The organism is Sporosarcina sp. NPDC096371, assembly GCF_044762865.1.
GTDB lineage: Bacteria > Bacillota > Bacilli > Bacillales_A > Planococcaceae > Sporosarcina.
The window spans coordinates 328967-353744 of the sequence record NZ_JBIWFE010000004.1; the positions used below are offsets into that span (position 1 = coordinate 328967).

Below are 24778 nucleotides of genomic sequence, written 5' to 3' on the forward strand. Positions count from 1 at the left end.
AGTACTAGTCTATCTTATGAGGTGATTCAATTGACGGAAAATAGCATGATAATTTGTAGATGCGAGGAAGTAACCTACGGCAAGTTAGTGGAAACGGTCGAACAATATAATTGCACATCAAGGGAGCTCAAACTCCGCACACGGGCGGGTATGGGCTATTGCGGAGGACGCACATGCCGTACAGCGGTCGACAGCATTGCGCATGCAGCTACTGAAAGAGACGTTACTCAAATCACATTGAAATACCAACCCCCTATTCGCCCAATCAGTTTTGGCAATTTGGGAGGTGTAGATAAATGACGAGAAGAATTCTTACACATCCCGTACTGGATGCAATCGACGACACAGCAATGATTTCTTTCACCTATAACGATAAAGAATACCAAGGACTGAGGAACGAATCATTGGCCGCCGCTCTTTTAGCGAATGGCATTCGCACGCTTCGCCTTCACGAAGAAAGCGGCACACCGCGCGGAATTTATTGCAATATTGGTCATTGCTTCGAATGCCGCGTTACGGTGAATGGACAGCAAGGCGCAAGAGCTTGTTTAACACCCGTCCAAGAAGGCATGGTTGTCACAAGTGGCGAAAAATTGTTGACGACAGTCAAGGATTGGAGGTCACAAAATGAGTAAAGTCATCGTTATCGGTGCAGGTCCTGCAGGTTTATCGGCCGCCATCAGCATGGCAGAACTCGGAGTAGAGGTTCTTGTCCTCGATGAATATATGATTGCCGGTGGAAGATTATTAGGTCAGCTTTACGAAGAACCGAATGGCAACTGGTGGAACGGCATCAAAGAATCCAAAAAGTTATTTAAACAGGCACTGGATCTTGGAGTAACTATTAAATTAGAAACACCCGTGTCCAACATTGAGAAAATCGACGATTCATGGGTCATTTATACGGAATCCGACACGTATTACACATCGTATTTACTACTCGCAACAGGTGCCGCAGAAGCCCCTGTACCCGTACCTGGATGGACATTACCAGGCGTGATGTCTGTTGGTGCGGCCCAAGTAATGACGAACGTCCACCGTGTCAAACCTGGAAACAAGGGAGTCATTATCGGCGTAAACGTTCTGTCCTCAGCAATTGCTATGGAGCTTAAAATTGCAGGAATTGACGTCGCCTGTATCACGTTGCCGAAAATGAACAAAGTCACTGAGGAATCTGGCAACCCAATGGACGTCATGAATTCGTTGCTACATGTCTCCCATATGGCGCCCTCCGCATTCGTGAAATTCGGCAGCAAATTGATGAAAAATGATTTCATGAAGAAAATGGGCATTACCTTCTTCCCGAAAAACGGCGTCAAAATGTGGGATATTCCTATCATGCTTCGCAAAGCAGTCATTGAAATTTATGGTGAGCAAGAAGTGGAAGGTGTGACAATCGCTACAATTACGCCAACGGGTGAAGTCATTCCAGGTACCGAGGAAAAAATCAGCGCAGACTTCATTTGCATTGCAGGCGGGCTATATCCATTGGCAGAGTTAGCAGCAGTTGCTGGTTGCCCCTTCTATCACATCGAAGAATTAGGCGGCTACGTTCCCCTTCATAACGAGCGAATGGAGACCGCAGTAGAAGGATTATACGTTGCAGGGAACATTACAGGAATCGAGGGAGCAAAGGTAGCCATCAGCCAAGGAATCACCGCAGGGCTATCCATTGCCAACAGTATAGGTGGCCCGAATCTAGAACAACAAATTGTAGCATCGATCCAACATATCAAAGAAACCAGGGAAAATGCCTACATTCAATTCCATCCTTCCGTGAAAGTTGGGAAGCAAAAACTTCAAACTTATTGGGAGCAACATCTGCATACAAAGAGAAGCGAAGTGTATAGTTAAGAACAAAAGCGCAAGCGCCTGTTCAGCCCCGACAAGCGCTGGAAGGCTTGAAGATAAAGGCGCTCTTTGCCTTTATCAGCAAGACTGAAGCGACTCGAGGGGCTAGGCGCTGGAGCCTAGACGCCAAATCTATACGTCATAAATTATCCACAGTACGAGATTTTATAATTTCCTAAGCAACAAGAAAGAGCGATAAACCGCTATGGTTTATCGCTCTTTCCCGTTATAGAACTATTTCGTGGACACGCTGGATTTCAGTACCTGTCTCCTGCGAGCCCGTACTTCTACTCAAGTACGTCACACTTCCTCTAACAAAAACCCTCTTGGCAATGTATCACGTGGATCGACTAAAAATTGATGGATGCCCGTCAAATACGCTTGCCCCGTCACTTTTGGAATGACTGCCTTATGCTCACTTACGCTAGAAACAGATAAAATTTCACCGATGAATTGCCCGTCTGTAATGCTTTCGTGGACAAACTTGCCGTTTTCCCCTAATGTCCCATCTTCATATAGCGTCGCAAGCCTTGCACATGTACCTGTTCCACATGGTGAACGGTCAACTTGTTCGTCCGCAAAAATGGTGACATTGCGCAAGTCTGCATTCGCATGGACTGGCTCGTCTGAGAAAATAACGCCATAGATACCATGCAAACCTTTTTCAAGCGGATGGACGACATCTAGTTGATCTTCGATATAATGTTTAATTTTTGTCCCCCACTTTTGAAGTGCTGGCAAATCCTTAGTATTGACCTTTAAACCAATATCCTTACTTTGTGCAACCGCATAGAAAGCGCCTCCAAATGCAACATCCACTGTAAATTCATAGCCTTCAATATTGATAGGCATCTCTTTTTTCAACACAAAAGAAGGGACATTTTCAAAAGAAACCGATTCTACAATCGAACCGTTACATTTCGCATACGCAATGACTTCACCGGCAGGACTATCGATAACGAACTTCTGATTGTCATCCGTCACTTTGAAGCGGCCCGTTTCGATGCCCATCGTAATGACACCAACAATTCCATGTCCACACATCGTACTCCAGCCTTCATTGTGCATAAACAATACCCCAAAATCCGCATGCGGGCTCGCTGGCGGTGTAATGATACAGCCATACATTCCGTGATGTCCCCGCGGTTCAAGCATTAGGACTTCCCGGACGTAATCTAAATGCTCCATGCAATAAGCTCGTCGTTCTAGTTGAGTAGCTCCTTTAATCTCCGGTAGGCCATCTGTAATAATCCGTAAAGGCTCACCCGCAACATGGACATCAACAGTTGCATACATATTCTGAATAATCATTAATAATTTTCCCCTTTCGAGTTACAATTCGTTGCAAATCATCATTAAACATCTTTCATACATGATTGCTAATTTCACACAAATCACTCATTATTAAAGTAATATTAAAAATAAATTGAATTGTCACTTCAATTAACATTAATAGTAGATTAACATAAATTTTCTGTCAACGACAATTTAATCTTAGATGCATAAAGAAATGGGGGATCCCAATGGATATAACTATCGGTGAAAAAATTAAACAGCTGCGTAAAGAAAAAAAGCTCACACTCAAAGATATTGCGGAAGAAACTGACCTTTCCATCAGTTTCCTTTCACAAGTAGAACGCATGAAATCATCCTTAACACTTGAATCATTGAAAAAAATTTCCGAGGTGCTACAAGTAAACCCTAGCTACTTCTTTGCCACCAAAACAGACCAGACACAACCAACCGTCATTCGCGGAATCGACGGCGATAGCGATTTGATGGTCAATCAATTCATCTATAAAGACTTATCTGGTAATGAGGAGAATTTAGGCTTTAATCCGATTCTTGTTATCCTTCATCCAGGCGAAAATAAAGGACGTCCATTCACGCATCATGGAAAAGAGTTCCTGTATGTACTCGAAGGTACGCTCACTGTTCAAATCAATGATGAGGAGTATCATTTACAAGAACACGATACCATCATCATCGACTGTAACAGTCCACACTATTGGCTAAATGTAACGGACAAATCCGTGAAGTTTCTTTGCGTTTCATCCACATGAATCAATTTCATAATAGAGATATTGGACTTAATATCCGAACAAGGTTGATTTGCGCTTCAGGCGGACGCTTTCCGCGGGCACGGCTTCAGCCTCCTCGTCGCTGCGCTTCTGCGGGGTCTTCAGCTCGCGCTGTTCCCGCAGGAGTCGCCGCCTTACGCTCCAATCAACATAATTAGAACATCATATTAACGAACATTAAAATAGATAATTATATAATTATTAGACTTCTTAATCAAAACAAGTAATTATGAAATTGATTCACATAAATGGCTACTTATTCTCACGACAAAAAAGCTGAACCAATTTCTACAGGTTCAGCTTTTTTAGTGCGAATACATCCAACCAGAATTTCCCTCGTAATTACTTCAACATCCCACCATCTACTTCCAATACCGTCCCATTGATAAAGTCCGATTCCTCGGAAGCCAAAAATAGATAGGCATTCGCCACATCTTCCGGAGTTCCAAGCCTTGAATACGGTGTGAGCAATTTAATTTGCTCTAGTACTTTGTCTGGAATCGTATGAATCATATTTGTCTCGATAAAACCTGGTGCGACCGCATTGACATTAATGCCTTTGCGTCCAAATTCTTTCGCCCACGTTTTTGTCATGCCAATGACGCCTGCTTTCGACGCCGCATAATTCGTTTGCCCAACATTTCCGCCTGTCCCTGCAATGGATGAGGTATTAATAATTTTCCCTTTTCCTTGGGCCAGCATTGCCGGCAGGAAAGCTTGCGTACAATTAAAAACACCCGTCAAATTCACGTCAATGACTTGTTTGAAATCCGCGGCGTCCAGTTTTACGAGCATCGCATCTTTTGTAATCCCCGCATTGTTAACAAGGATGTCTACTTTGCCAAACTTCTCGATGACTTGATTGGCCACCTCTTTGACGCGATCGTTATCAGCCACATCTACTTGGAAAAAGGCTACTTCCACACCCGTAGCATGCAGTTCTTGTGCTTTTGCTTCGCCTGCGTGTACATCGAAATCTAGAATGGCAACTTGCGCCCCCTGCTTGCCAAAAAGTGCTGCAGCAACCGCCCCAATCCCATTCGCCCCTCCAGTAATGACCACTGTTTTATCGAGTAACCGCACTCGTATCCCCCCACCTCTGCACTTTTAGATAATTCTTACTTCATTGTATCAAAAAACAGGCACTCTACGATGAGAATGCCTGCTTTTTTAGTCTTAAACATAATCTTCCAAAGCTTTGTGAATGGCAGACTTACGAATCGAATAGTGAGTAGCCTGCCATAATGCTTTTCCGTCTTTCAATAAAAACAGTTGTGGAGATGCATGTCGGACGCCTAGGTCACTTTCGATTTCATTGGAAACGGGGCGACTGTCTTGAACTTTTACAAAATATTTCGGGATATCTGTTGTACATCCATCAAATTCTCGGTAGGCAGTCGAACTCACTGGACATGTTGTACTATGTTTGAATACGAATAACGATGTCTCTTTCGACTGCTCCAATACGTCGTGCCAGTCATTACTTGTTTGAAGTTCTTTCATTTGCTTCATCTCCGTTTCCTATACTTAATAAAGCCAACAAGCCAAGCATGGCATCTATTTCCTGTTCCGCCACATCATTCATACAGCAAATTTGAAGCCAATTTCTCGCGCGTAAATAACTACTTTCATAATGAACGTTAAAACCGTTCAAAAACAAATTATCCCCCAATTGCACCGCTGGAAAACCTGCTGGTAGCACAATGGTTATAATTGCGGACGACGCATACTCCGGAGCGGCTAAAACTGTCAGTCCCGCCTTTTCTACTCTTGCTCTGACCTTATGCGCACGATCAGCAATCCTTGTAAACACTTCTTCTGGGTGCTCAAATTTCCGTAAAGCCGCGTCAAGTGCAGAGACCAAGTTGGACGACTGCGTATAAGGAATCCCCCCTGATTCTGCGTAAGTACCCAAGTCGAGATAGCGCGGCAGGTCATTACACGGTGCTATGTCTTCTTGATGGAAAACGAAAGACAAACCTGTATAACTCAACAATCCTTTGCCACTCACCCCTGAAGCAAATGTGACACCTGAGAGATCGACAGGCATCGTCCCAATTACACTGACGCAATCGACAGCCAGCGCAATGCCCTGTTGTGAACAAAGCTTTTTAAATAAAGCTAGATCATTTAAGACACCTGTTGAGGTTTCGCAATGCACAACCCATAACCAGCTATAGCCGTTTGTCCTTAACGCATCCCTAATGTCGACTTCTTGAAAGGAATTTCCCCATTCTACCTCAAATGTGTCATAGTGCATGCCGAAGCGCTGTGCATGATCTGTCAGTCGTAAACCAAACTCTCCGTTAACAAGTATGAGCCCCTTACCACTGCGAATACTTAATTGTGCCGCAACGACATCATTTGCAAGCGTCCCTGTCCCTTGCAAAAGCTGGACGTATTTCGCACCGGTTAATGACGTCAATCTGTTTTTCACACGGTTCAACACGCCTTCGAATTCCGAAGAACGATGTGAGAATGTTTCTGCCATCATCATCTTCTTCACTTCTTCAGAAATGGTCGCTGGACCTGGGAGAAAATTGACGTACGGTTTAGAAATTCTTCCTGCTACTCCTGCCTCAAACGTCTCTTTCGTCAAATACATCGGTTGGAATGCGGCATCCTCTGTCCCTGTCAATTGCGCGAACGGTAAAAATCCGAGTTGCCCGTATAACTTTTGTTCCCGCGTTGTCCCCGATATCAGTGCTGCATCATAGCCCGCTTTTAAACAATACCGAACCAAAGCCTGCGCAAGACCAAGAAAGGCACGCCCATTACGATATTTCTTCTCAATCGCCAACAACCTAATTTCCACTAGATTTTCAGCCTGAAAGGGTAATTGCTGCTCCACTGGACCAATTTTTCCGTCCAACGAAAACGGACGCTCACTTCTGACAGCCAGCATGGCAACAACCTGACCATCACTAACGCCAATGATATATGTATTTTCATCATGAAATTTATCGACAAGCTTATGTGATTTGTTGCGCTCATGCTGTGGAATTTCCTCAACAAACGTACGGTAATTCAGTTCATGAATCTGGTTAAATTCTGACGATGTTTCTGCAATTTTATAGATGAGCCCCATATGCTTACTCCTTTTTCAATCGTATTTTCTCTTTCAAATCTTCCCGATGGGCAAATAAAAGCAATGCAGCCACAAAATTAGCCATTAAAAACGCTGGAATTCCATACGCAAATGCCAGCACCAAAGTCGGTATCCATACGACCGCATTAAGTCCTGCAACCGTGAAGCTTTTAAGAATCGGGTAAAAAACAACAAACAATCCAACAAACACCGCAAACAATAATGGATTGAACGCCAGCATACCGCCGATGAAAGTCGATACCCCCATCCCTCCGCGGAACTTTAGCCATACAGGATAGTTGTGTCCTAACATGACGACGAAAAGAGCCAGAAGTTCTACGGACGCTTCGAAACCGATCCATCTTGCTGTCAAAACCGTGAGTGCCCCTTTCACAGCATCCCCAATAAATGTTGCCACGAACGCCTTTTTACCCAATACCCGGCCCGCATTACGTGCACCGGGGTTCCCACTGCCTTCCACTCGGATATTTTTCTTATAGAGGAACTTACTAATAATCGAAGCCGTCAATACATTGCCAAGCATGTACGCGCCTATTAATAAAAGAAGTAGTGTCATAATCGGTCCTTTTTAATCAATTACGCCTCGGCAAAATGTGTGACATCCTCCTGAGACCTAGCTTGATTGTTTTTTTCTAGTGTAACACTTTTCCATAAAGGGTCGTATTGAGTAACTGTTCTTATGCAGAGAAATGATATACAATAATTGCAACTATAAGGAGGGACTTTTATGCGTGAACTCTCAAGACGTCTGCTCATCGCCTTTGTCCTCTGCATCGGCTTCGGGATTGCATTTGGCTATATCGCCAGCGCCATTGGCAACGAATCGATTGCATCCTTTGATACTGCCATCATTGGATTTGTCCAGGGACTTGAAGCACCGTGGTTGACGGCTGTTATGAAAGTATTTACATGGATTGGCTCCGGTTACGTCGTTGCCCCAATCGCTTTGATCGGATTTATAGTCTTATATTTTGTCCTGCATTACCGTCAACAAGCCTTTCTATTGGTTGCTGTCATTGCTGGATCCGTTGTTTTTAATAGCGTTCTTAAAAATTATTTCAAACGGGAGCGCCCGGAAATTCACCGGATTTTAGATGCAAACGGCTTCAGCTTCCCAAGTGGTCACTCTATGATGGCGTTTGCGCTGTATGCAATCATCGCGTTTATCGCTTGGCGCAATGTGAAAACAAGGACAAGCCGTGTTGCTCTTGTTCTATTCACCGCTTTTATGATCATTATCATTGGCACAAGCCGCGTTTACCTGGGCGTCCATTACCCGAGCGATATTGTCGGCGGATTCGCATTTAGCGCTTTATGGGTAACCATTGCGATTTCGGTTTACGCTTATTTCCAGAACAAACGTGAGAAAAAAGAAAAGCCACTTCGCGTCCAACCATGACGTGAAGCGGCTTTTCTCTTCATCAGGAGGTTGTTGTTTATGAATGTATTCACAGAGCGCGTCATACGCATTATCCAAGGAATTCCTGCCGGAAATGTCATGACATACGGCCAAGTCGCCGCGGCGGCTGGCAGTCCACGCGGTGCGCGTCAAGTCGTTCGTATACTTCATTCGATGAGCGAAAAATACCAGTTACCCTGGCATCGCATTATTAACGCCAAAGGAGAAATCTCTTTTACAGGCGGTGATCAGCGTGAGCTGCTTGAAATGGAAGGGATTTATTTTAAAAATGGTAAAGTCGATTTGACGACGTATCGTTGGTTTCCGCCAGATGCGGCAGAAGGATGATACATATGCATTACGTTTACTGTTTCATACCAAAGGGTATTGTATTCATGACCTTAAACTGTACAATAACAATACAGCTAGAATGGGAGTGAGTCAGATGTTAAAGGATTTTAAAGAGTTTGCACTAAAAGGAAACATTATAGATCTTGCTGTCGCGGTTGTCATCGGTGCCGCATTCGGGAAGATTGTTTCATCACTTGTTGATAATATTATTATGCCACTTGTCGGACTTCTATTAGGAGGCATCGATTTTACTGACCTTAGCTACACATTTCTTAAGACCAAAATCGAGTATGGCATATTCATTCAAAACGTCGTCGATTTCATCATCATTGCATTCGCCATCTTCATGGCTCTCCGTTTGCTTATGAAGCTTAAACGTAAAGAAAAGACGGTTGAGGAAGTGGCAGCAGTACCCGAAGTTGACACGAAAGAAGAACTGCTCAAAGAAATTCGCGACTTATTGAAAAACGAGCAAGCAAAATAATAGGACAACCTATGCAAGAGCTGTAAACCGTAATGGTTTATAGCTCTTTTTTTGGTAGTTAACAAAGCGGAGGCGCCTTAAAAGGGGTCGCCGAAGCCATAAGACAAAGGAGGGATGTAGTTCAATCCCTCCCCGACGGCGAAGCTGTCTGGCTTCTGGCGAGAGGCATCCCCTAGCACCGCAGCGAATTTAACGGAATTATCCTTTTTGCTAACTTCCCTAATCAATATGAGAGATAATATTTTCTAGCACGTTGTATAGAGTGTAAAAGCTTTTACAACAAATTAAGGAGAATCATCATATGAAGTCTAACGAGGGGAATTTTGTTAAACGATTACAGCGACAGAAGGAAGATGCCTTAGATTTCGTCGTTGATACCTATCTACCCATCATAAAGGGGATTACCTATAAAGTTCTCATTCCTCTTAAAGACCAAGGTGTCATCGACGAATGCCTCAACGATATTTTTCTATCCATCTGGAACAATTCGAACAAGTTCAAGGGAGATTCGACTGATTTTAGAAAATGGATTTGTACCATTGCCAAGTTTAAAGCCATTGATTACTACAGAAAAGCTAGTAAAGAAGTGGCATTTTCTTCAGATTATATGGATGTAAATGCAGACCTCTCTGCCGAGGATGAACTGATTTTATTGGAAGACCGTACTGAATTGATTAGACTCATTAACCAACTAGAGCCCGTGGAACGGGAGATTTTTATCATGAAGTTCTTTCTTGGTTATAAAACAGAAGAAATCGGAAAAAAACTTGGGTTGACCAATACTTCCGTCGATAATCGCGTATACCGTGGAAAAAAGAAGCTCTATCAAAAGGCAATTACTTTAGAGTTAGGAGAGAGTAGAGTATGAAGGATATCTATGGATTGTTGAATGACGTAGATGTAGATGACAATGGATTCGAGGAAATGGAAGTCACAGAGTTTGAAAAAACAAAAGTGAAAAGTACGCTCAAAAAATCCATCACCAAGAAGAAAAAGAGAATGGGTTGGAAAATGAATGTAGCGGCAGCTGCCGTCGTTATCGGATTATCCACTGCAACGATAGGATTAACGTTCCCTGCTTATGCAGGTAACATCCCCATCATCGGAGACATTTTCAGATTCTTAGATAATGAAAAAACGGGGCTGTACGATAATTATAAGGAATACTCCACCGAAATGAATCTCACGCAGGAGAGCAATGGCATTAAAATAACGATTAATGATGCCGTTTTTGATGGGGAAACAGTGGCCATCACCTATTCCATTGAGAGTGATCGTGATTTGGGAGAAGACCTCACAATATTCGGTATGGCTGACATTAAAGGATCCAAGGGGGGAGCAGGAAGCTCTCATATTTCAAAAATAGATGAGTATCATTATGTCGGATTAGACAAAGTTACACCTATCAGCTTAACTTCGGACAAGGTCGATATCAAGTGGAACATAGACAATTTACACCAATTAGACATGGAGAATGAGATAAAAGGCAATTGGAAATTTGCATTCTCACTCCCGGCGACAGATAGCCAAATCCAATTAACCAACGAGAGTGTCGAGCAAAACGGGGTAACCGTTAATATAGAAAAAGTAGCGTTTACCCCAATGTCCTTTATCGTTCATTACAACCAACAGGCAACCCAGCAAGTACAAGATAAATGGCATGAGGCTTACATTGAACTGAATGTAATAGATGATCTAGGCAACGTCTACTCTGGTGAAGGTAACGGTGGTTCAGGAAAAGACTCCTACACAATGAACTGGAGTAAAACATTCGAAAAACTAGATCCAAATGCGACAAAACTGATCATCACTCCCCGTGTTACCTTCAGAATTCACGATGAGACTAATTCCGGTGGAGTCGAAATGACAGCAGACGGCAAAGAAAAGAAGATTCCCATTCCAGTGAAATCGGGCGTTGGGCAAGAAGCGTTTGTAATGGATGACATCGTGATTGAATTAGAGAAATAATAGAAAACGGGCAATCCTAACACTACGTCAGGATTGCCCGTTTTTATTAATCCACCGTAACAGAAAGCTCTTTCACCAATAGTGATGGCGAACCATAGCCACCTGGTGCAAACGTCAGATCAGACCCTACCTCCTGAATAGCTTTCATATAGTCAAAGAAGTTGCCGGCAATTGTCATCTGTTTGACAGGTGATGCAATTTTACCGTCTTTAATATGGAAGCCCGTTGCAGCAACGGAGAAATCACCTGAAATGGTACTGACTCCCGAATGAAGGCCCGCTAAGTCTGTAATGAGGATACCTTCTTCCAATGAAGCAATCAGGTCTTCTTTGCTCTTTTGACCCGGCGCGATATACATATTCAACGGAGCGATTGTCAGCGTACTCTTATAGGACGACTTCCGCGCATGCCCTGTCGTTTCAACACCATCTTTTTTCGCCGTTTTTCGGTTATGCAGTAGCGTTTCAAGTGTTCCATTTGACACAATCGTACGTTTTCCGGTTGCAACGCCTTCACCGTCAAAGTTGGTGCCGGCCATAGCGTCGGGATGGAAAGGATCGTCGAGCACTGTGAAGGAGTCAGCCGCGATCTTCTCGCCAACTTTCCCTTTCAATAACGATTGATCCTTTTGCGTATTTTCAGCCGAAAAGATTGGCGTAAAGGTAGAAAGTAACGATGCAGATGCATCATAACGCATAACAATTGGGTATTTCCCGGCTGGAATCGATTGCTCACCTAGATTGGACAGCGCTTCTTCCGCTGCTTCTTTCGCAATTTCATCTGGATTGAGAGAACCGAAATCCTGCGTCATTTTAATACAGCTACCTGTTTTCATTTCTTCCCCGTCCTTGGCAACAGCTGAAATCACAATGACCAATCCATTCTTTTTTTCATTCAATGAAAGGCCTTTATTGTTCGCCATAACTCGTTCTCCGGAGTAATCATGTAGCACACAATAATTAAGCGTGATGATACGTGGATCATACGCGAGCGTTTTCTTTTCAATCGACTTTATGAGCTCAATTTTTTCGGGAATCGTGACATTTGCCAGCCCTTCGCTATACAGGTTATGCCCTGCATAGTCGTCGCTTCCTTCAAAAACATCTGTCCCGTCGTCCTCATCCAGTACATCTGCATTCGACTTTGCGCTGTCAATCAAAAACGGGATAGACGCTTCCTCAATTTTTTCTGTATAGGCGTACCCCATTTTCCCGTTATAGAGCCCGCGGAAACCAAGCCCGCCTTCTTCAGAAGTCTCGTAACTATCGATTTCACCTTCAAAAATCATCAGCTGAAAAGACTCGGATTTCTCATAATAGACTTCGACTTCGTTGAAACCTGCATCAATTGCTTCGGCCAATAGTTTCTTTTGAAATTCGTTAATCGTCATCGTTTATTCCCCCTTCGTCCCACCGACCGTAATTTCACTGACACGAATCATCGGCTGACCAACATTGACCGGCAAGCTTCCACTAACGGATCCGCACATTCCGGCCCCATGAGCCAAGTTATTACCAACCATGTCGACAAGCTGCAGCGTTTTTGCACCGTTGCCAATCAGAGTTGCACCACGGACAGGACGGTCGATCTTACCATCTTTCACAAGATACGCTTCTGCAACGGCAAAGTTGTAATCCCCTGTTGCCGGATTCACTGAGCCTCCGCCCATGTATTTCGCGTAAATACCCTGTTCCGTCGACGCAATGATTTCTTCTGTTGTCGATTTGCCTGGCGCAATATATGTGTTCGTCATACGAGATGTTGGATTGAACCGATACGACTGGCGGCGTGAAGACCCCGTCGCTTCTGCATTCATACGGCGTGCATTGAATTTATCAATGAGATAGCCTTTCAAAATACCATCTTCAATAAGGACGTTTTTCCGCGTCTTCTCACCTTCATCATCAATATTGAGGGAACCCCATTCGTTCGGAATTGTCCCGTCATCGATATACGTCACAATATCCGGTGCCACTTTCTCCCCAATTCGGTTCGCGAAGACAGAGTTGTTTTTGGCAACAGCAGTTGCTTCCAGGCCGTGACCGCAAGCCTCGTGGAAAATCACACCGCCAAATTCATTGTCAATAATGACCGGGAATTTCCCACTCGGACATTCATCTGCCTCGAGCATCGTCACCGCGATACGTGCGGCTTCGCCTGCATAATGGTTAAGGTCCAGGTTTTCAATAAATTCAAAACCGGCATGTGCACCTGGTCCATAGAAACCGGTTTGCATTTCATTGCCATCGGAAGCCGTTGCCTGAATGGACATTCTGCTATAGACCCGAGTATCTTCAACGAATTTCCCTTCAGAGTTTGCAATGAGGATGTTCTGCTCATCATCAATATAACGCAGCGCGACTTGCCGGATACGCTCGTCATAATTTCTTGCAATCTCATTCGCTTTTCTCATAACGGCTACTTTCCGTGCATGCTCTACCGTTTGTGGCATTTGAGCGATTTTGTGAATCGGAGCATACTCCTCTTTTAGCAATGGATGAATCGTCCCATTGCCTCCGCCTTTAATGGCAAGTGCTGCGCGTTTTGCCGCATTCACCAGTCCCTCTTCTGAGAAATCGGTTGTATAAGTGTATATACTTTGAAGTCCCGAGAAAATCCGGATACCGATACCAAAATCGCGACCGGAAATACTTTTCTCTATCTTTCCACTTTGTAACATCATAGTGTTCGTAAATTTATCTTCGATGAACACTTCGGAAAAATCGCCACCTGTGGAAAGTGCGGCTTCTAATACGTTTTCTATAATTGATTGTTTAATCATTTTCCCATCCCCCTTCAGATTCTAATTATATCGAAGTCTTGAAACAGATGACAGACACTTTATTTACAGTTTAGTATTTTCAGTAAATTAATATTAAATAAAACTTCCTGACTGGAACTCACACGATTTCGCTCTTCTCACTTCTAAATCTGCAGCATTTAATAATTTGCTCGCACCCACTACTCCCTTCCTTGCAACTCAAAATTTTCTCGCCGCCCAACAACATATTCGCCACAAATTAAATATACTCCTCCCCAGCCATCATTGCTTGCCCCTTAGAGCGGTGGTATAATGAAAATTAGGATTTACTATCAAAGGAGTGATTGTCTCATGTGGTTCCTATATATCATGTTCGCACTATTCGCATTCGTACTCGTTGGTAACATCGCAGGTCTTGTTATGACATACAGCAACAAAAACTAATATCATACAAAAAGCCCTCCATGCCGGAGGGCTTTTCTTATGCAGTAATATCTCGTTTCATAAACGTCGTGTAACTAATGACAAGGAATACAATTAGATAAACCGCAAGCACAGCAAGCGAGAACGGCATCGTAATGCCCTCCACGAACATATTGCCTGTTTCATACATCGTCAAATTCATATGCGTGAAAACGATGTATTTCACGATTTCATACCTCGCAAGAAACATGACGACCGTATTGCCCATAAAGTAGATGAACAACGAAAGACCAATCGCCATTGAGCTAGAACGGAAGACGCTACCAATCATAAATGCAAACGTCGTCGTAACGAACACATTTGCAAATGACAGCAATAGAATATAAAGCCCTTTCCCCCAAACCGAAGCCGCTACAACTTCTTTCCCATTCCAGACAAGCTCTTGCCCATCACCAGATTGGAAGAAGATATATGCACACATAACGGAAACCACAAATCCAACAAGCATAAGAAGAATCCCAAACAAGTTAACCGTTACATATTTTGCCGTTAGGATCTTCCATCTTTTCACCGGGCGCGATAACAACATCTTGATTGTTCCTTGTGTAAATTCAGATGCTACAATCCCCGCTGCAGCGATAACCGTCAATAAAACAACGACCGAACCAATGCCAGCAGAGTCCATAATCATTCGTTCCCTACTGTGGCCTTCCAATGGTTTAACTGAATTCGCAAGCCGGTATTCAAGTACCTTCTCCCTGTCTTCGAACCCTTCACGCTCGCTAGACACAAGCGTTGGATTGGCAAGTTGTTCTTGCGTATAGGCTAAATCATCCTGTACATACTGTTTCCAGTCTTGCTCCCCGAAATCATTGATCGTCTGCATCCATTTTGTTAAACCCATCATCCCAACAATCATCATGACGAGCAAAATGGTCATCACCCACGTCGCTTTTTTATTCCATAATTTCATCCATTCATTTTGTATGAGATTGAGCAATCTGGCCACCTCCCGTCATTTCTAAGAACTCATCCTCAAGCGTTTTACGATACGGCTGAACGGCAAAAATCTGCTGTTGCTGCAACGCAAATTGCTGAATAAGTGCCGGAATCTGTTCTTTCTCTGCGTTGATAATAAATCCATCCTGATGTGATTCAACAGAGAATCCTTGTTCTTTAAGGAGAGTCTCAGCCGCATCTCGCGGAAGTGCTTCAATGTAGTAATGCGATTCTTGCATTCCCGACATTTCACGTATATCAATCAACTTGCCGTTTTGTATAACCGCAATTCGATCACACATCAGCTCTATTTCCGACAGCATATGGCTAGAAACAAAAACGGCAACGCCTTCTTTTTCCGCAATGTCACGTAAATGCATACGGAACTCACGAATCCCCGCCGGATCCAATCCATTCGTCGGTTCATCCAAAATCAAAAATTTCGGTCGGTGCAACAAGGCTTGCGCAAGCCCAAGACGTTGCCGCATCCCAAGTGAATATGTCGACACTTTCTCATGAATCCGATTTTGCATGCCAACCTGATTGACAACTTCATGAATCCGTTCCTTCGTCACACCCTCATGCATGCGCGCAAAGTGTACAAGGTTTTTGTAGCCAGACATAAACTTATACATTTCAGGATTCTCAACAATCACCCCGACTTTGGAAAGTCCCCCTTCAAAATCATCCGCAAGAGAAATGCCGTCAATCATGACATCCCCGCCAGATGGCTCCATCAGCCCAACCATCATCCGAATCGTCGTTGTTTTCCCCGCTCCATTTGGTCCAAGGAATCCTGTAATTTGCCCGGGGTACAACGCTAAATTTAAGGTATCGACAATCTTTTTCTTGCCAATTGTTTTCGATAAATTCTTCAATTCTACTATCGGTTTCATGTCCACATCAACTTCCTTCCCTAAACAATGACACCATCCACGAGGTGGCATCTTTTCCGTACGTATCACGGATGACGTCAACCGCTTCGTGTGCAATCATCCGATTCCCTTTTAGTACAACGATTTCATCGAGCAATGGTTCCACTTCTTTTAATTCATGCGTCGACATGATGACGGTTTGCCGCCCCGGGTCGGTGAAACGAATCAGTCCTTTCGCGATATCGTCTCGCACCATTGGATCGAGACCAGAAAACGGTTCATCCAACAAATAATAATCTGCTTCCCGTCCAAGTGTCGCCGCAATTTTAACCCGTCCACGGTTCCCTTTCGACAATGTCTTCATTTTTGAATCCAGTGACACATTCAAAAACTGAGCAAGATCCTTCGCCTTCGTCGGATTAAAATCTGGAAACTGCGACTCGTAAAACTCAAATAGCTGAGCGACTGTAAAGTACGGGTAAAACAAATCCGTATCCGGCATATACGCAATACGGCTAGCTACTTTACGCGTAATCCGACTGCCATCATACATCGCAAACCCCGAATTCGGTGTCAACAATCCTGCCATCAGCTTCAGAAGTGTCGTCTTTCCACTACCGTTCTCCCCCACAAGTCCAACGATTTTCCCCTGTGGTAACGTTAGCGTAATATCGTCTAGCGCTTTCCGCGTGCCATACTTCTTCGAGACATTGTTCAACTTAATCATTTGTCCCACCCCGTTCTTGTATGTGTTGCACGATTTCAGACGTTGAAAAACCAAGTGCTTCCACACTCTGAATAAATGACGTGACAAGTTGCTCTTTCATTTCATATCGGAGCCTAGCAATTTTCGCTTCATCTTCCGTCACGAAAGACCCTTGCCCTCTTTTCGTCTCTGTGATTTCCATCTGCTCCAGCTCCTTATAGACGCGCTGCATCGTATTGGCATTCACACCGGCTTCAACTGCATAATCACGAACGGACGGAAGTTTCTCCCCTGGATTCAACGTTCCTCGGATAATATCGCCCGTAATCAGGTCGATGAGCTGCTGGTAAATTGGTTTGTCTGGAAGAAAATCTATGCCCATCGTTTACAACCTCACTTTCTTTTCGAATAACATGGATCCGACAGTGAAATAGAGTACCGTCATCACGCCGTAGAGGCCAAGACTGCCAACCGTTAAAATCGTTCCACCCGGGACAATATAATTGTTAACGAGTAAGAGGTCCATTGACTGTATCGGCCCATACATCGCCCCCACATCTTTGACCGTTTGGAACACTTCCGTGAACCAGACAACTGCCCATCCATAAAGCCAGACGTTCACCAAAATAATAATGACAGCAATCGCGATCCAACCCATCCAGGAACGGAACACCTGGTAAATCGACCAGAAGAAAAAAACGAGTGCCATGACATAGACCGCGTTCAACAATACAACTACACCCACACTGAGCAATAAAGCCAGATCGTCCACAACGGAAACTAGTTCTCCCCCCACGTAATAGGAGATACCTGCAATTATCCCGCACAACAAAAGGGAAAATCCTGTTGCCAAGAGTATGAGTAAAAACTTTGCCCCCACTAGCTGCCGCATCGACGCTGGGGAATGAAGCCAAATATCCGGTCGCCCGATATCTTTTCCTAAACTATCGAGGAGCAATGACACCGCCATAATTAAGTGAAGGACAAAACATAGTCCAATCATCGGTTGGATAGAAGTGAGGAACCCTTCCTGCACCCCAAAAACCAGATGATCCACACCCCAGAACAGAATCAAGCTATTGATTAACCCAAAGAAAATCAGTCTCCACTTCATCTGCGTCCACTCTTTTTGCACTAAACCTCTCCAACTTTTCATATCGTTTACAACCTCACTTTCTTCTCAAAAAGAACGGCTGCTACAATAAACATCGCGACTGCAAAGAACATATCGAAGACAATTTCACCTGTGTAAAAAAATGTCTCTGTATGATCGAAGTAAATGAAATCCACGCTAATTTTCGGATTCTTTATTTTCATGACATCAATAGGGCCAATTAAAATCAGTTTCTCGTATAGTTCGGAAAGGACAAATAGACCGTATAAACGAGATGACATGAAGAATAAAATGACCGTAGCAACGATTGAAAATCCCTTTAAATACGGTTTCATCAGTCGATCGAACACCCAGAAAAGAAATCCGATACTCATAAATATTATCGACACTGCAAAAATCGTTACGATGAACAGACTCCCAAAGAAAAGCAAATCATCGAATAGGAACGTTTTAGAGCTGAACAATGCGTATTGGACAGCAAGCACCGTAGTGGGAATTAGCAATCCCACCACACCAATCAGGGTTGCAAAAAATGTTTTCGCCCCAACCAGTTTGAAAATAGATGCCGTTGAATGTAGCCATACATCCGGATGCTTCATTTCTCTCTCTAACATCACTAGCAAAGTAACTACCGGCGTCAGCACCCCCGCGCCCGCCCAGATAAAACAAATAACAAGCGCCACTTCAAAAACATGAATTTCTAATCCAAAAAAGTTGGAGATCAGTAGTGGAAGAAATGACATGATGATAACCCCAAATATTGCACTACTAATTAACGTCCACTTCATTGTCACCCATTCTTTTCTCAACAACCCGTTCCACTGTTGCATCAGCTTACCTCCTTTACTATCAGTGTATTAGTTACATAGTACACTATATGCAGAGAAATTGTAAAGTGATTCGTTTGTAAAAAATTTCAATACTATGGTCTTTAATCAAACCAATAAGAAATCCTTAACCATCAATATCCAAAAAGAGTCATAGTCTTCCGATAAGTTGAAGATTATACTAAAGGTATAACTTTCAAAGGGGAGATCGACAATGACATTCCTTACAGGTATTGATCACATCCAGATTGCGGCGCCGGCTGGTTCCGATGCAGCGGCACGGAAATTTTACGGCGAGTTGCTCGGTATGGAAGAAATTCCGAAACCTGAAAACTTGAAAGCACGAGGAGGCTGTTGGTTCCTTTGTGGCTCTCAAGAGGTCCATATTGGTATTCAAAACGACTTCACTCCAGCTAAAAAAGCACATCCAGGCTTTACAGTGCAAGCACTTGAACAATTGAAATCTCGGTTGCAAGAAGCTGAGTATGTGATTAGCAACGAACCACCTATCGCAGGTCGTTCTCGCTTTTTCACACATGATCCGTTTGGTAACCGAATTGAGTTTTTAGAGTTTAACAGGGAGGAATGAAGCTCAATTACGCCAAGGCGTAATTGATTAAACGAAAGGGTGAATCCCATGTATAGCAATCTAGAAGAATTGACACAGCATATCGTATTTCATTACTTTGCAGAAATATCGGCTATCCCAAGAGGCTCGGGCAACGAGCAGGCCATTAGTGATTATTTGGTGCGCTTTGCCCAGGAACGCAACTTAAAAGTCATCCAAGATGAGACATTAAACGTCATCATTAAAAAAGCAGCAACAACTGGTTACGAGAGCGCTCCGACCGTCATTATTCAAGGCCATATGGATATAGTTTGTGAAAAAAATCAAGATACAACGCATGACTTCGACAAGGATCCTCTTCAATTAAGGATTATTGGGGACATGCTATACGCTACGGATACAACATTAGGCGCGGATAACGGTATCGCTGTCGCTTACGCCTTAGCGTTATTGGATTCAACAGATATTCCACATCCTTCTCTTGAAGTAGTGATTACGACGGAAGAAGAAACCACCATGAACGGTGCAATTGCCGTTGACGCGAGTCACTTTACAGGGAAAATTTTTATTAATCTTGATTCCGAAGAGGATGGCAAGCTTCTTGTGAGCAGTGCCGGAGGCGTGCATGTCACGCAAGTGTTGCCGATTATATGGGCGCAGGCTTCAAAGGATGAAGTCGCTTACCGTATTCGCATTAGAGGATTAAAAGGCGGTCACTCAGGGATCTCCATCAATAAGGAAAGAGGAAATTCCACTAAACTATTAGGTAGAGTATTACATGATTTATCAACTGAATTTCCTTACAGTATTCAACAGATATCAGGTGGTTTAAAATCAAATGCCATTCCCCGCGAAGCGGAAGCCATTGTTTGGATTCAATCAAATGATGTGAACAACATCCAAGAAAGAATCGAGCAATGGGAGCAAACTTTCAAAAATGAGCTACGGATGACGGATCCAGGTGTGTCCATCGGCTTCGAAAAAATTAAAAGTAACTCGACTGCTGTTTTCGCAGAAGATACAAAGCAGAAAGCAATTACCGCCTTATTACTCATTCCACACGGTGTCCAAGCTATGAGCATGGGTATCGCGGGACTCGTGGAGAGTTCAACAAATTTAGGGGTCGTTTCAACGACTGATTCAGCCATACATTTTGAAAATGAAATTAGAAGCTCCATTAAAAGTGCAAAAGCTAACATGGTAACGCAAGCCAAAACGTTAGCGGACATGCTTGGCTGCGAAGTGCTAATCGACGCTGATTATCCAGAATGGCCTTATCATCCTGATTCACAAGTGAAGAAATTATTTGAACAAACGTATAGAGAAAAGTACGGTAAAGAGATCGATGTGATTGCCGTGCATGCAGGTATTGAATGTGGGGTCTTTATCGAAAAGATTCCTGGACTAGATGCTGTTTCACTCGGACCGGATATGTTCCATGTGCATACGCCTGACGAACATGTCAGCATCCCTTCCACTATCAATAATTGGGAGTATTTCATTTATACATTAGGAAAAATGAAGGTAGATTAACCAAGACCTTCATCCAAAAACACCAAGTTTAGAAGCAACTTGGTGTTTTTCCCTATCACGCTTCAATAATTTCTTTTTCCTGCACATCAAGCCGTTCCAGTGCATGCGCCATCTCGGCATGCTTTCTCGTAAGCTGGTCTTGTACCCTCCGTACGTCCTGAAGCACTACATTTAACTTACTTTTGGCGTCCGTAATCCGCGAATGTACCATCCAGTCCGAAAAGATATTATCAAAAAACACATCTGTGAACGTATAAATATCATTTTTATTAACGGTGAATGATTCCGCCGCAACGTTTTGAACATCCATCAGTTCCGTTTCGAATTGACGCAGCGCTCGTTGTGCACGATGAACATGGTCATCCGAACTATTGATTTCGGAATACTTCATCGCTGATACGATCAATCCGCCTCCAAGAAACGTGTCCCACATCGATAATCCTTCTGCAGAACCAAGCTTATCGAGGGCCGCATCAAGTGCATAAATTGCTTTGTTTCCCGCATCACTCGCCTCATTGATTTCCCGCATGATTGAACGGAGTCTTACCTGATCATCCGCAATCTTTTGTAATGTGGCATTGGCAACTGAATCGTTCCGCCGAATCCATGCCGCTTTTTCCTGTAGAAAATCTGACCAATCGGCCTCAATATATGCGAAATCCGGATTCGTCATCTCTTCACGCAAACGCTCAGCTTCCGCCTCCATATCCTTCACCGTTTTCTCCGCATCATTAAATTTCAATTCCGCTTCAGCTGCCTCGGCAATTTCTTTCCCCATCTGTTCATCCCATTTACCAGTCCACTCTTTGACTTTATTCATAAAAGAAAACTTCCCAAGCTTCACAACATCTTGTTGCTCTTTCGTCAATTGTTGATGGAGCTCATCACGTAACACAATGGCCTCTTTTAACTGAGCCTCTGCCCCATCAAGTCGTCTTTTTATGCGATTATACTCAGTCCGCTTCATCGTCAAATCCATTTGTCGCTCATAGATATCCTGTCTCATCGCCAGCACCCCTTTTTACTATATACGGAAATGAATGGACGAAGTTTCACTCCACCCGCAAAGATTTAAATAATTTAGGGAGTTTTCAATCGCTCACTTCCATATAGTTCGTGAAATGGCCTTTTCGAATTAATAAAGGAGACGAAGCCCATTATCATCGATTTACAACGAGAAAAAGCAAGGCCCTTATGCCTCTAGACAAGGGCCTTGCTTTTCTTTCTAACCTCATGCGACGCATGTGGACAAAATTTTCGTGGAGCGGCCGTGTGCGACTGAAGAAACAACAATCAAGTTACCCACATGTGGATAACCAACATCGAGTGATTTAAAACACCAAATTACCCACATTTGTTGATGATTCACTAACAACTGTTAGCAAGTTCAGCGAACCGATATGGGTTGCAATCTAAGCGTAATACTTGTAACAAAAGGACAAAACACTAAAAATCATATCCACTCCGACAGGATTCCCGGGCGTTTAGCTGCGATCTAAGCAAAGTTAAACTAATCCCTGATCATGTTATAAAAAAGGAAATTTAACACCTTTACGTATGGTAGACGGCATAATAGCTACGATGAGGAAAAACCTTGCTAATGCTAATTAACACGAATTTAACGCTGTTGAAACAAACTTTCATAGGATATTTCGTACAATGAATGAGTACTCTATTTCTGAAAAGAAAGAAGGCATTCTATTGAAAGAAACCATTACTAGCTATGAGAATGTATTAGAGATGTTAGATTCTTTATTGCGTGAACCAACGACGTTTTGGAACGATTTTTATGCTGATCGCGAAAAAGTCATTCCCTTTTTCGCTAACAAGCCCGACGAAAATTTAGTCGCCTATTTCGAGAAAGAACTACTACACCCCGGAAGCGCCCTTGAACTTGGATGCGGTCCTGGTCGAAATGCTATTTACTTAGCTGAACAAGGTTGTACAGTGGATGCAGTGGATTTATCGGAACCATCGTTGCAATGGGCTACTGAACGGGCGCAAGAAAGGAATCTAAGCGTAAACTTCATACACAAAAATATTTTTGATATTACAATTAAGGATGAAACATACGATATCGTCTATGACTCAGGCTGCTTTCATCATATTGCGCCTCATCGAAGAATGGATTATATACATTTAGTTCAAAAAGCTTTAAAACCGGGTGGCTACTTCTCCATTACTTGTTTTGTTCAAGGCGGAGAATTAGGAGGTGCGGACATATCGGATTGGGATGTCTATACATTGCGTAGTTTGAATGGTGGATTAGGTTTTACAGAAGAGAAGTTAAGAATGATCTTTCATGACTTTGAAGAGATAGAAATTCGTAAAATGAAACAGGTAGAACAATCGGATGAAGTATTTGGTGTCGCTGGATTATGGACTGCTTTATTTAGAAGAAAATAAACCGAAACAAAGCGAATGAGCTCTGTTTCGGTTTATTCGTTTTATCCCCAAACTTCTTTTGCAACATCGACGATGAACTTCAACTTCTCCCACTGCTCATCTTCCGTTAATTTATTGCCATGGTGTGTGGAAGCAAAGCCACACTGCGGGCTTAAGCATAATTGTTCAAGTGGCACGTACTTCGCGGCTTCTTGAATGCGGGCTTTAACAGCCTCTTTATCTTCCACTTCTCCGTTTTTCGAAGTGACAACGCCAAGGACAACACTCGCTCCACCACCAGGAATATGTTCTAACGGCTGAAAGTCTCCTGAGCGCTCATCATCATATTCCAAGAAGAAGCCATCCACTTTTTCCTTCGCCAATAATGTTGGTGCGATTAGTGCATAGCTGCCTTCAAACGCCCATGTCGATTGATAGTTTCCGCGGCATAAGTGCGTTGTTACAACTAAGTCTTCCGGTTTTCCTTCCAACACTCCGTTAATGACACGCAATGCCAAGTCAATGAGTTGTTCTCTTGAATATTCTCCGTCATTGAATGGGATATCCGGCGCAGACAATCCAGCAATGTACACATCATCTAGTTGTAAGTAACGCACACCTGCTTCGTAAAATGCGTTGAGTGCATCTTTGTATGCCTGAATAATGTCTTTTGCATAGTCCTCGATATCCGGATAAATATTTACATCACGAATTCCAATATTAAATAGTTGGTTTGGACTTGGAATCGTTTGTTTTGCAACGGCACGACCTCCAACGATTTCGTTAAACTCAATAAAGTCTTTGATGAATGGATGCCCGGGATTAAAAGAGATCTTGCCTGCGTTTCGAACGTTGTATCTTTCTGTTTCAACGCCTTCAAATACATAACCCGTCTCAGGTACGAACCCTTCAATTCCATTTAGATGCTCTAGGAAATCTAAATGCCACCAAGTCCGTCTAAACTCGCCGTCCGTCACAAGTTCCAAGCCAACTTCGATTTGTTTATCAACAATGCGTTTAATTTCCTGTGTTTCGACTTCGCGCAATTGTTGTGCAGTAATCGCACCTTCCTTGAACTCTTTACGTGCTTGGTGCAAATTATCCGGTCGTAGTAAACTTCCAACATGATCTGCTCTAAATGGTGCTTTCGTTAACGTAGTTGATGTGTTTGTCATCGGCAATTCCTTCTTTCTATTTTTAGTAGTTTATTATGATTTTCTTATGTGTAAGCGCAAATGAGCGTTTTTATGGTTCGAACATGTGCACAAATGAGTGCGATTGGTTAGGGAAGAACGCGTATGAGCGAATTCCTTCTTTGTAGGTAAGACAGATGCACGAATGGGT

General features: G+C 43.2%; 27 protein-coding genes. 12 read left to right on the forward strand and 15 right to left on the reverse strand.

Going from position 1 to position 24778, the window contains the following annotated elements:
• Nucleotides 1-45: 45 nt before the first annotated feature.
• The 3 genes from ACIQ0H_RS13115 to ACIQ0H_RS13125 are packed head-to-tail and all read left to right on the forward strand — an operon-like array spanning nucleotide 46 to nucleotide 1854.
• Nucleotides 46-300, forward strand: coding sequence for a (2Fe-2S)-binding protein (locus ACIQ0H_RS13115; RefSeq protein WP_403415330.1), 255 nt, complete (start codon nucleotides 46-48; stop codon nucleotides 298-300).
• Nucleotides 297-635: a (2Fe-2S)-binding protein gene (locus ACIQ0H_RS13120; RefSeq protein ID WP_403415333.1), complete on the forward strand. Its 339-nt coding sequence runs from the start codon at nucleotides 297-299 to the stop codon at nucleotides 633-635. Before ACIQ0H_RS13115 ends, ACIQ0H_RS13120 begins: the two co-directional genes overlap by 4 nt.
• Complete coding sequence (locus tag ACIQ0H_RS13125; protein WP_403415336.1) at nucleotides 628-1854, forward strand: NAD(P)/FAD-dependent oxidoreductase; 1227 nt, start codon at nucleotides 628-630, stop codon at nucleotides 1852-1854. The genes ACIQ0H_RS13120 and ACIQ0H_RS13125 overlap by 8 nt, the downstream gene beginning before the upstream one ends.
• Nucleotides 1855-2151: 297 nt before the next feature.
• On the opposite strand, the gene ACIQ0H_RS13130 is transcribed toward ACIQ0H_RS13125, so the two are convergent.
• Nucleotides 2152-3162, reverse strand: a complete 1011-nt coding sequence (locus ACIQ0H_RS13130) for a proline racemase family protein (protein ID WP_403415339.1) — start codon at nucleotides 3160-3162, stop codon at nucleotides 2152-2154.
• Between the two features lie 212 nt (nucleotides 3163-3374).
• Between ACIQ0H_RS13130 and ACIQ0H_RS13135 the strand changes: the two genes are divergently transcribed.
• Nucleotides 3375-3914 (forward strand): helix-turn-helix domain-containing protein, encoded by a 540-nt coding sequence (locus ACIQ0H_RS13135; protein ID WP_403415342.1) that lies wholly within the window; start codon nucleotides 3375-3377, stop codon nucleotides 3912-3914.
• 360 nt (nucleotides 3915-4274) lie between these two features.
• Here ACIQ0H_RS13135 and fabG read toward each other — a convergent pair whose 3' ends face one another.
• The 4 genes from fabG to ACIQ0H_RS13155 all read right to left on the reverse strand — a co-directional run bounded on the left by fabG (nucleotide 4275) and on the right by ACIQ0H_RS13155 (nucleotide 7597).
• A complete protein-coding gene (gene fabG, locus ACIQ0H_RS13140) occupies nucleotides 4275-5015 on the reverse strand; it encodes a 3-oxoacyl-ACP reductase FabG (RefSeq protein WP_403415345.1) in 741 nt (246 codons plus the stop codon).
• 93 nt (nucleotides 5016-5108) lie between these two features.
• The gene (gene ytxJ / locus ACIQ0H_RS13145) at nucleotides 5109-5435 is read right to left on the reverse strand and encodes a bacillithiol system redox-active protein YtxJ (protein ID WP_403415347.1); all 327 of its coding nucleotides are present in this window, start codon (nucleotides 5433-5435) and stop codon (nucleotides 5109-5111) included.
• Entirely contained in the window at nucleotides 5413-7020 is a 1608-nt protein-coding gene (locus ACIQ0H_RS13150; protein ID WP_403415349.1) for an aminotransferase class V-fold PLP-dependent enzyme, read from the reverse strand. Before ACIQ0H_RS13150 ends, ytxJ begins: the two co-directional genes overlap by 23 nt.
• A gap of 4 nt (nucleotides 7021-7024) precedes the next feature.
• Complete coding sequence (locus ACIQ0H_RS13155; RefSeq protein ID WP_403415352.1) at nucleotides 7025-7597, reverse strand: glycerol-3-phosphate acyltransferase; 573 nt, start codon at nucleotides 7595-7597, stop codon at nucleotides 7025-7027.
• 171 nt (nucleotides 7598-7768) lie between these two features.
• On the opposite strand from ACIQ0H_RS13155, the gene ACIQ0H_RS13160 reads away from it, so the two are divergent.
• From ACIQ0H_RS13160 to ACIQ0H_RS13180, 5 genes are all read left to right on the forward strand, one after another.
• On the forward strand, nucleotides 7769-8440 hold the full coding sequence (locus ACIQ0H_RS13160) for a phosphatase PAP2 family protein (RefSeq protein ID WP_403415355.1): 672 nt from the start codon (nucleotides 7769-7771) through the stop codon (nucleotides 8438-8440).
• Between the two features lie 39 nt (nucleotides 8441-8479).
• A complete protein-coding gene (locus tag ACIQ0H_RS13165; protein ID WP_403415358.1) occupies nucleotides 8480-8788 on the forward strand; it encodes an MGMT family protein in 309 nt (102 codons plus the stop codon).
• An 88-nt stretch (nucleotides 8789-8876) separates the two neighbouring features.
• Complete coding sequence (gene mscL / locus ACIQ0H_RS13170) at nucleotides 8877-9275, forward strand: large conductance mechanosensitive channel protein MscL (protein WP_403415742.1); 399 nt, start codon at nucleotides 8877-8879, stop codon at nucleotides 9273-9275.
• A gap of 301 nt (nucleotides 9276-9576) precedes the next feature.
• A complete protein-coding gene (locus ACIQ0H_RS13175) occupies nucleotides 9577-10143 on the forward strand; it encodes a sigma-70 family RNA polymerase sigma factor (RefSeq protein WP_403415361.1) in 567 nt (188 codons plus the stop codon).
• Nucleotides 10140-11243 (forward strand): DUF4179 domain-containing protein, encoded by a 1104-nt coding sequence (locus ACIQ0H_RS13180; protein WP_403415364.1) that lies wholly within the window; start codon nucleotides 10140-10142, stop codon nucleotides 11241-11243. Before ACIQ0H_RS13175 ends, ACIQ0H_RS13180 begins: the two co-directional genes overlap by 4 nt.
• 46 nt (nucleotides 11244-11289) lie before the next feature.
• On the opposite strand, the gene ACIQ0H_RS13185 is transcribed toward ACIQ0H_RS13180, so the two are convergent.
• From ACIQ0H_RS13185 to ACIQ0H_RS13220, 8 genes are all read right to left on the reverse strand, one after another.
• The gene (locus ACIQ0H_RS13185) at nucleotides 11290-12633 is read right to left on the reverse strand and encodes a TldD/PmbA family protein (protein WP_403415367.1); all 1344 of its coding nucleotides are present in this window, start codon (nucleotides 12631-12633) and stop codon (nucleotides 11290-11292) included.
• Nucleotides 12634-12636: 3 nt separating this feature from the next.
• Nucleotides 12637-14025, reverse strand: coding sequence for a TldD/PmbA family protein (locus ACIQ0H_RS13190; protein WP_403415369.1), 1389 nt, complete (start codon nucleotides 14023-14025; stop codon nucleotides 12637-12639).
• A gap of 460 nt (nucleotides 14026-14485) precedes the next feature.
• Nucleotides 14486-15427 carry an ABC transporter permease gene (locus tag ACIQ0H_RS13195; protein ID WP_403415372.1) on the reverse strand — a complete coding sequence of 314 codons (942 nt, stop codon included), beginning with the start codon at nucleotides 15425-15427 and terminating at the stop codon, nucleotides 14486-14488.
• A complete protein-coding gene (locus tag ACIQ0H_RS13200; protein ID WP_403415375.1) occupies nucleotides 15405-16322 on the reverse strand; it encodes an ABC transporter ATP-binding protein in 918 nt (305 codons plus the stop codon). The genes ACIQ0H_RS13195 and ACIQ0H_RS13200 overlap by 23 nt, the downstream gene beginning before the upstream one ends.
• A 7-nt stretch (nucleotides 16323-16329) precedes the next feature.
• Complete coding sequence (locus ACIQ0H_RS13205; RefSeq protein ID WP_403415377.1) at nucleotides 16330-17028, reverse strand: ABC transporter ATP-binding protein; 699 nt, start codon at nucleotides 17026-17028, stop codon at nucleotides 16330-16332.
• On the reverse strand, nucleotides 17021-17389 hold the full coding sequence (locus ACIQ0H_RS13210; protein WP_403415379.1) for a GntR family transcriptional regulator: 369 nt from the start codon (nucleotides 17387-17389) through the stop codon (nucleotides 17021-17023). The genes ACIQ0H_RS13205 and ACIQ0H_RS13210 overlap by 8 nt, the downstream gene beginning before the upstream one ends.
• A 3-nt stretch (nucleotides 17390-17392) precedes the next feature.
• Nucleotides 17393-18163, reverse strand: coding sequence for a hypothetical protein (locus ACIQ0H_RS13215; RefSeq protein ID WP_403415382.1), 771 nt, complete (start codon nucleotides 18161-18163; stop codon nucleotides 17393-17395).
• 5 nt (nucleotides 18164-18168) lie between these two features.
• Nucleotides 18169-18951, reverse strand: a complete 783-nt coding sequence (locus ACIQ0H_RS13220; protein WP_403415385.1) for a hypothetical protein — start codon at nucleotides 18949-18951, stop codon at nucleotides 18169-18171.
• Between the two features lie 211 nt (nucleotides 18952-19162).
• Between ACIQ0H_RS13220 and ACIQ0H_RS13225 the strand changes: the two genes are divergently transcribed.
• Together ACIQ0H_RS13225 and ACIQ0H_RS13230 are read left to right on the forward strand one after the other, a co-directional pair.
• A complete protein-coding gene (locus ACIQ0H_RS13225) occupies nucleotides 19163-19537 on the forward strand; it encodes a VOC family protein (protein ID WP_403415387.1) in 375 nt (124 codons plus the stop codon).
• 48 nt (nucleotides 19538-19585) lie between these two features.
• Complete coding sequence (locus tag ACIQ0H_RS13230; protein WP_403415390.1) at nucleotides 19586-21049, forward strand: aminoacyl-histidine dipeptidase; 1464 nt, start codon at nucleotides 19586-19588, stop codon at nucleotides 21047-21049.
• Between the two features lie 55 nt (nucleotides 21050-21104).
• Here the strand turns inward: ACIQ0H_RS13230 and ACIQ0H_RS13235 are convergent, their stop codons facing one another.
• Nucleotides 21105-22055 carry a hypothetical protein gene (locus tag ACIQ0H_RS13235; RefSeq protein WP_403415392.1) on the reverse strand — a complete coding sequence of 317 codons (951 nt, stop codon included), beginning with the start codon at nucleotides 22053-22055 and terminating at the stop codon, nucleotides 21105-21107.
• Nucleotides 22056-22750: 695 nt separating this feature from the next.
• Here ACIQ0H_RS13235 and ACIQ0H_RS13240 point away from each other — a divergent pair.
• The gene (locus ACIQ0H_RS13240; RefSeq protein WP_403415744.1) at nucleotides 22751-23455 is read left to right on the forward strand and encodes a class I SAM-dependent methyltransferase; all 705 of its coding nucleotides are present in this window, start codon (nucleotides 22751-22753) and stop codon (nucleotides 23453-23455) included.
• Between the two features lie 41 nt (nucleotides 23456-23496).
• Here the strand turns inward: ACIQ0H_RS13240 and ACIQ0H_RS13245 are convergent, their stop codons facing one another.
• On the reverse strand, nucleotides 23497-24609 hold the full coding sequence (locus ACIQ0H_RS13245) for a 5-methyltetrahydropteroyltriglutamate--homocysteine S-methyltransferase (protein ID WP_403415395.1): 1113 nt from the start codon (nucleotides 24607-24609) through the stop codon (nucleotides 23497-23499).
• Nucleotides 24610-24778 lie beyond the last annotated feature (169 nt).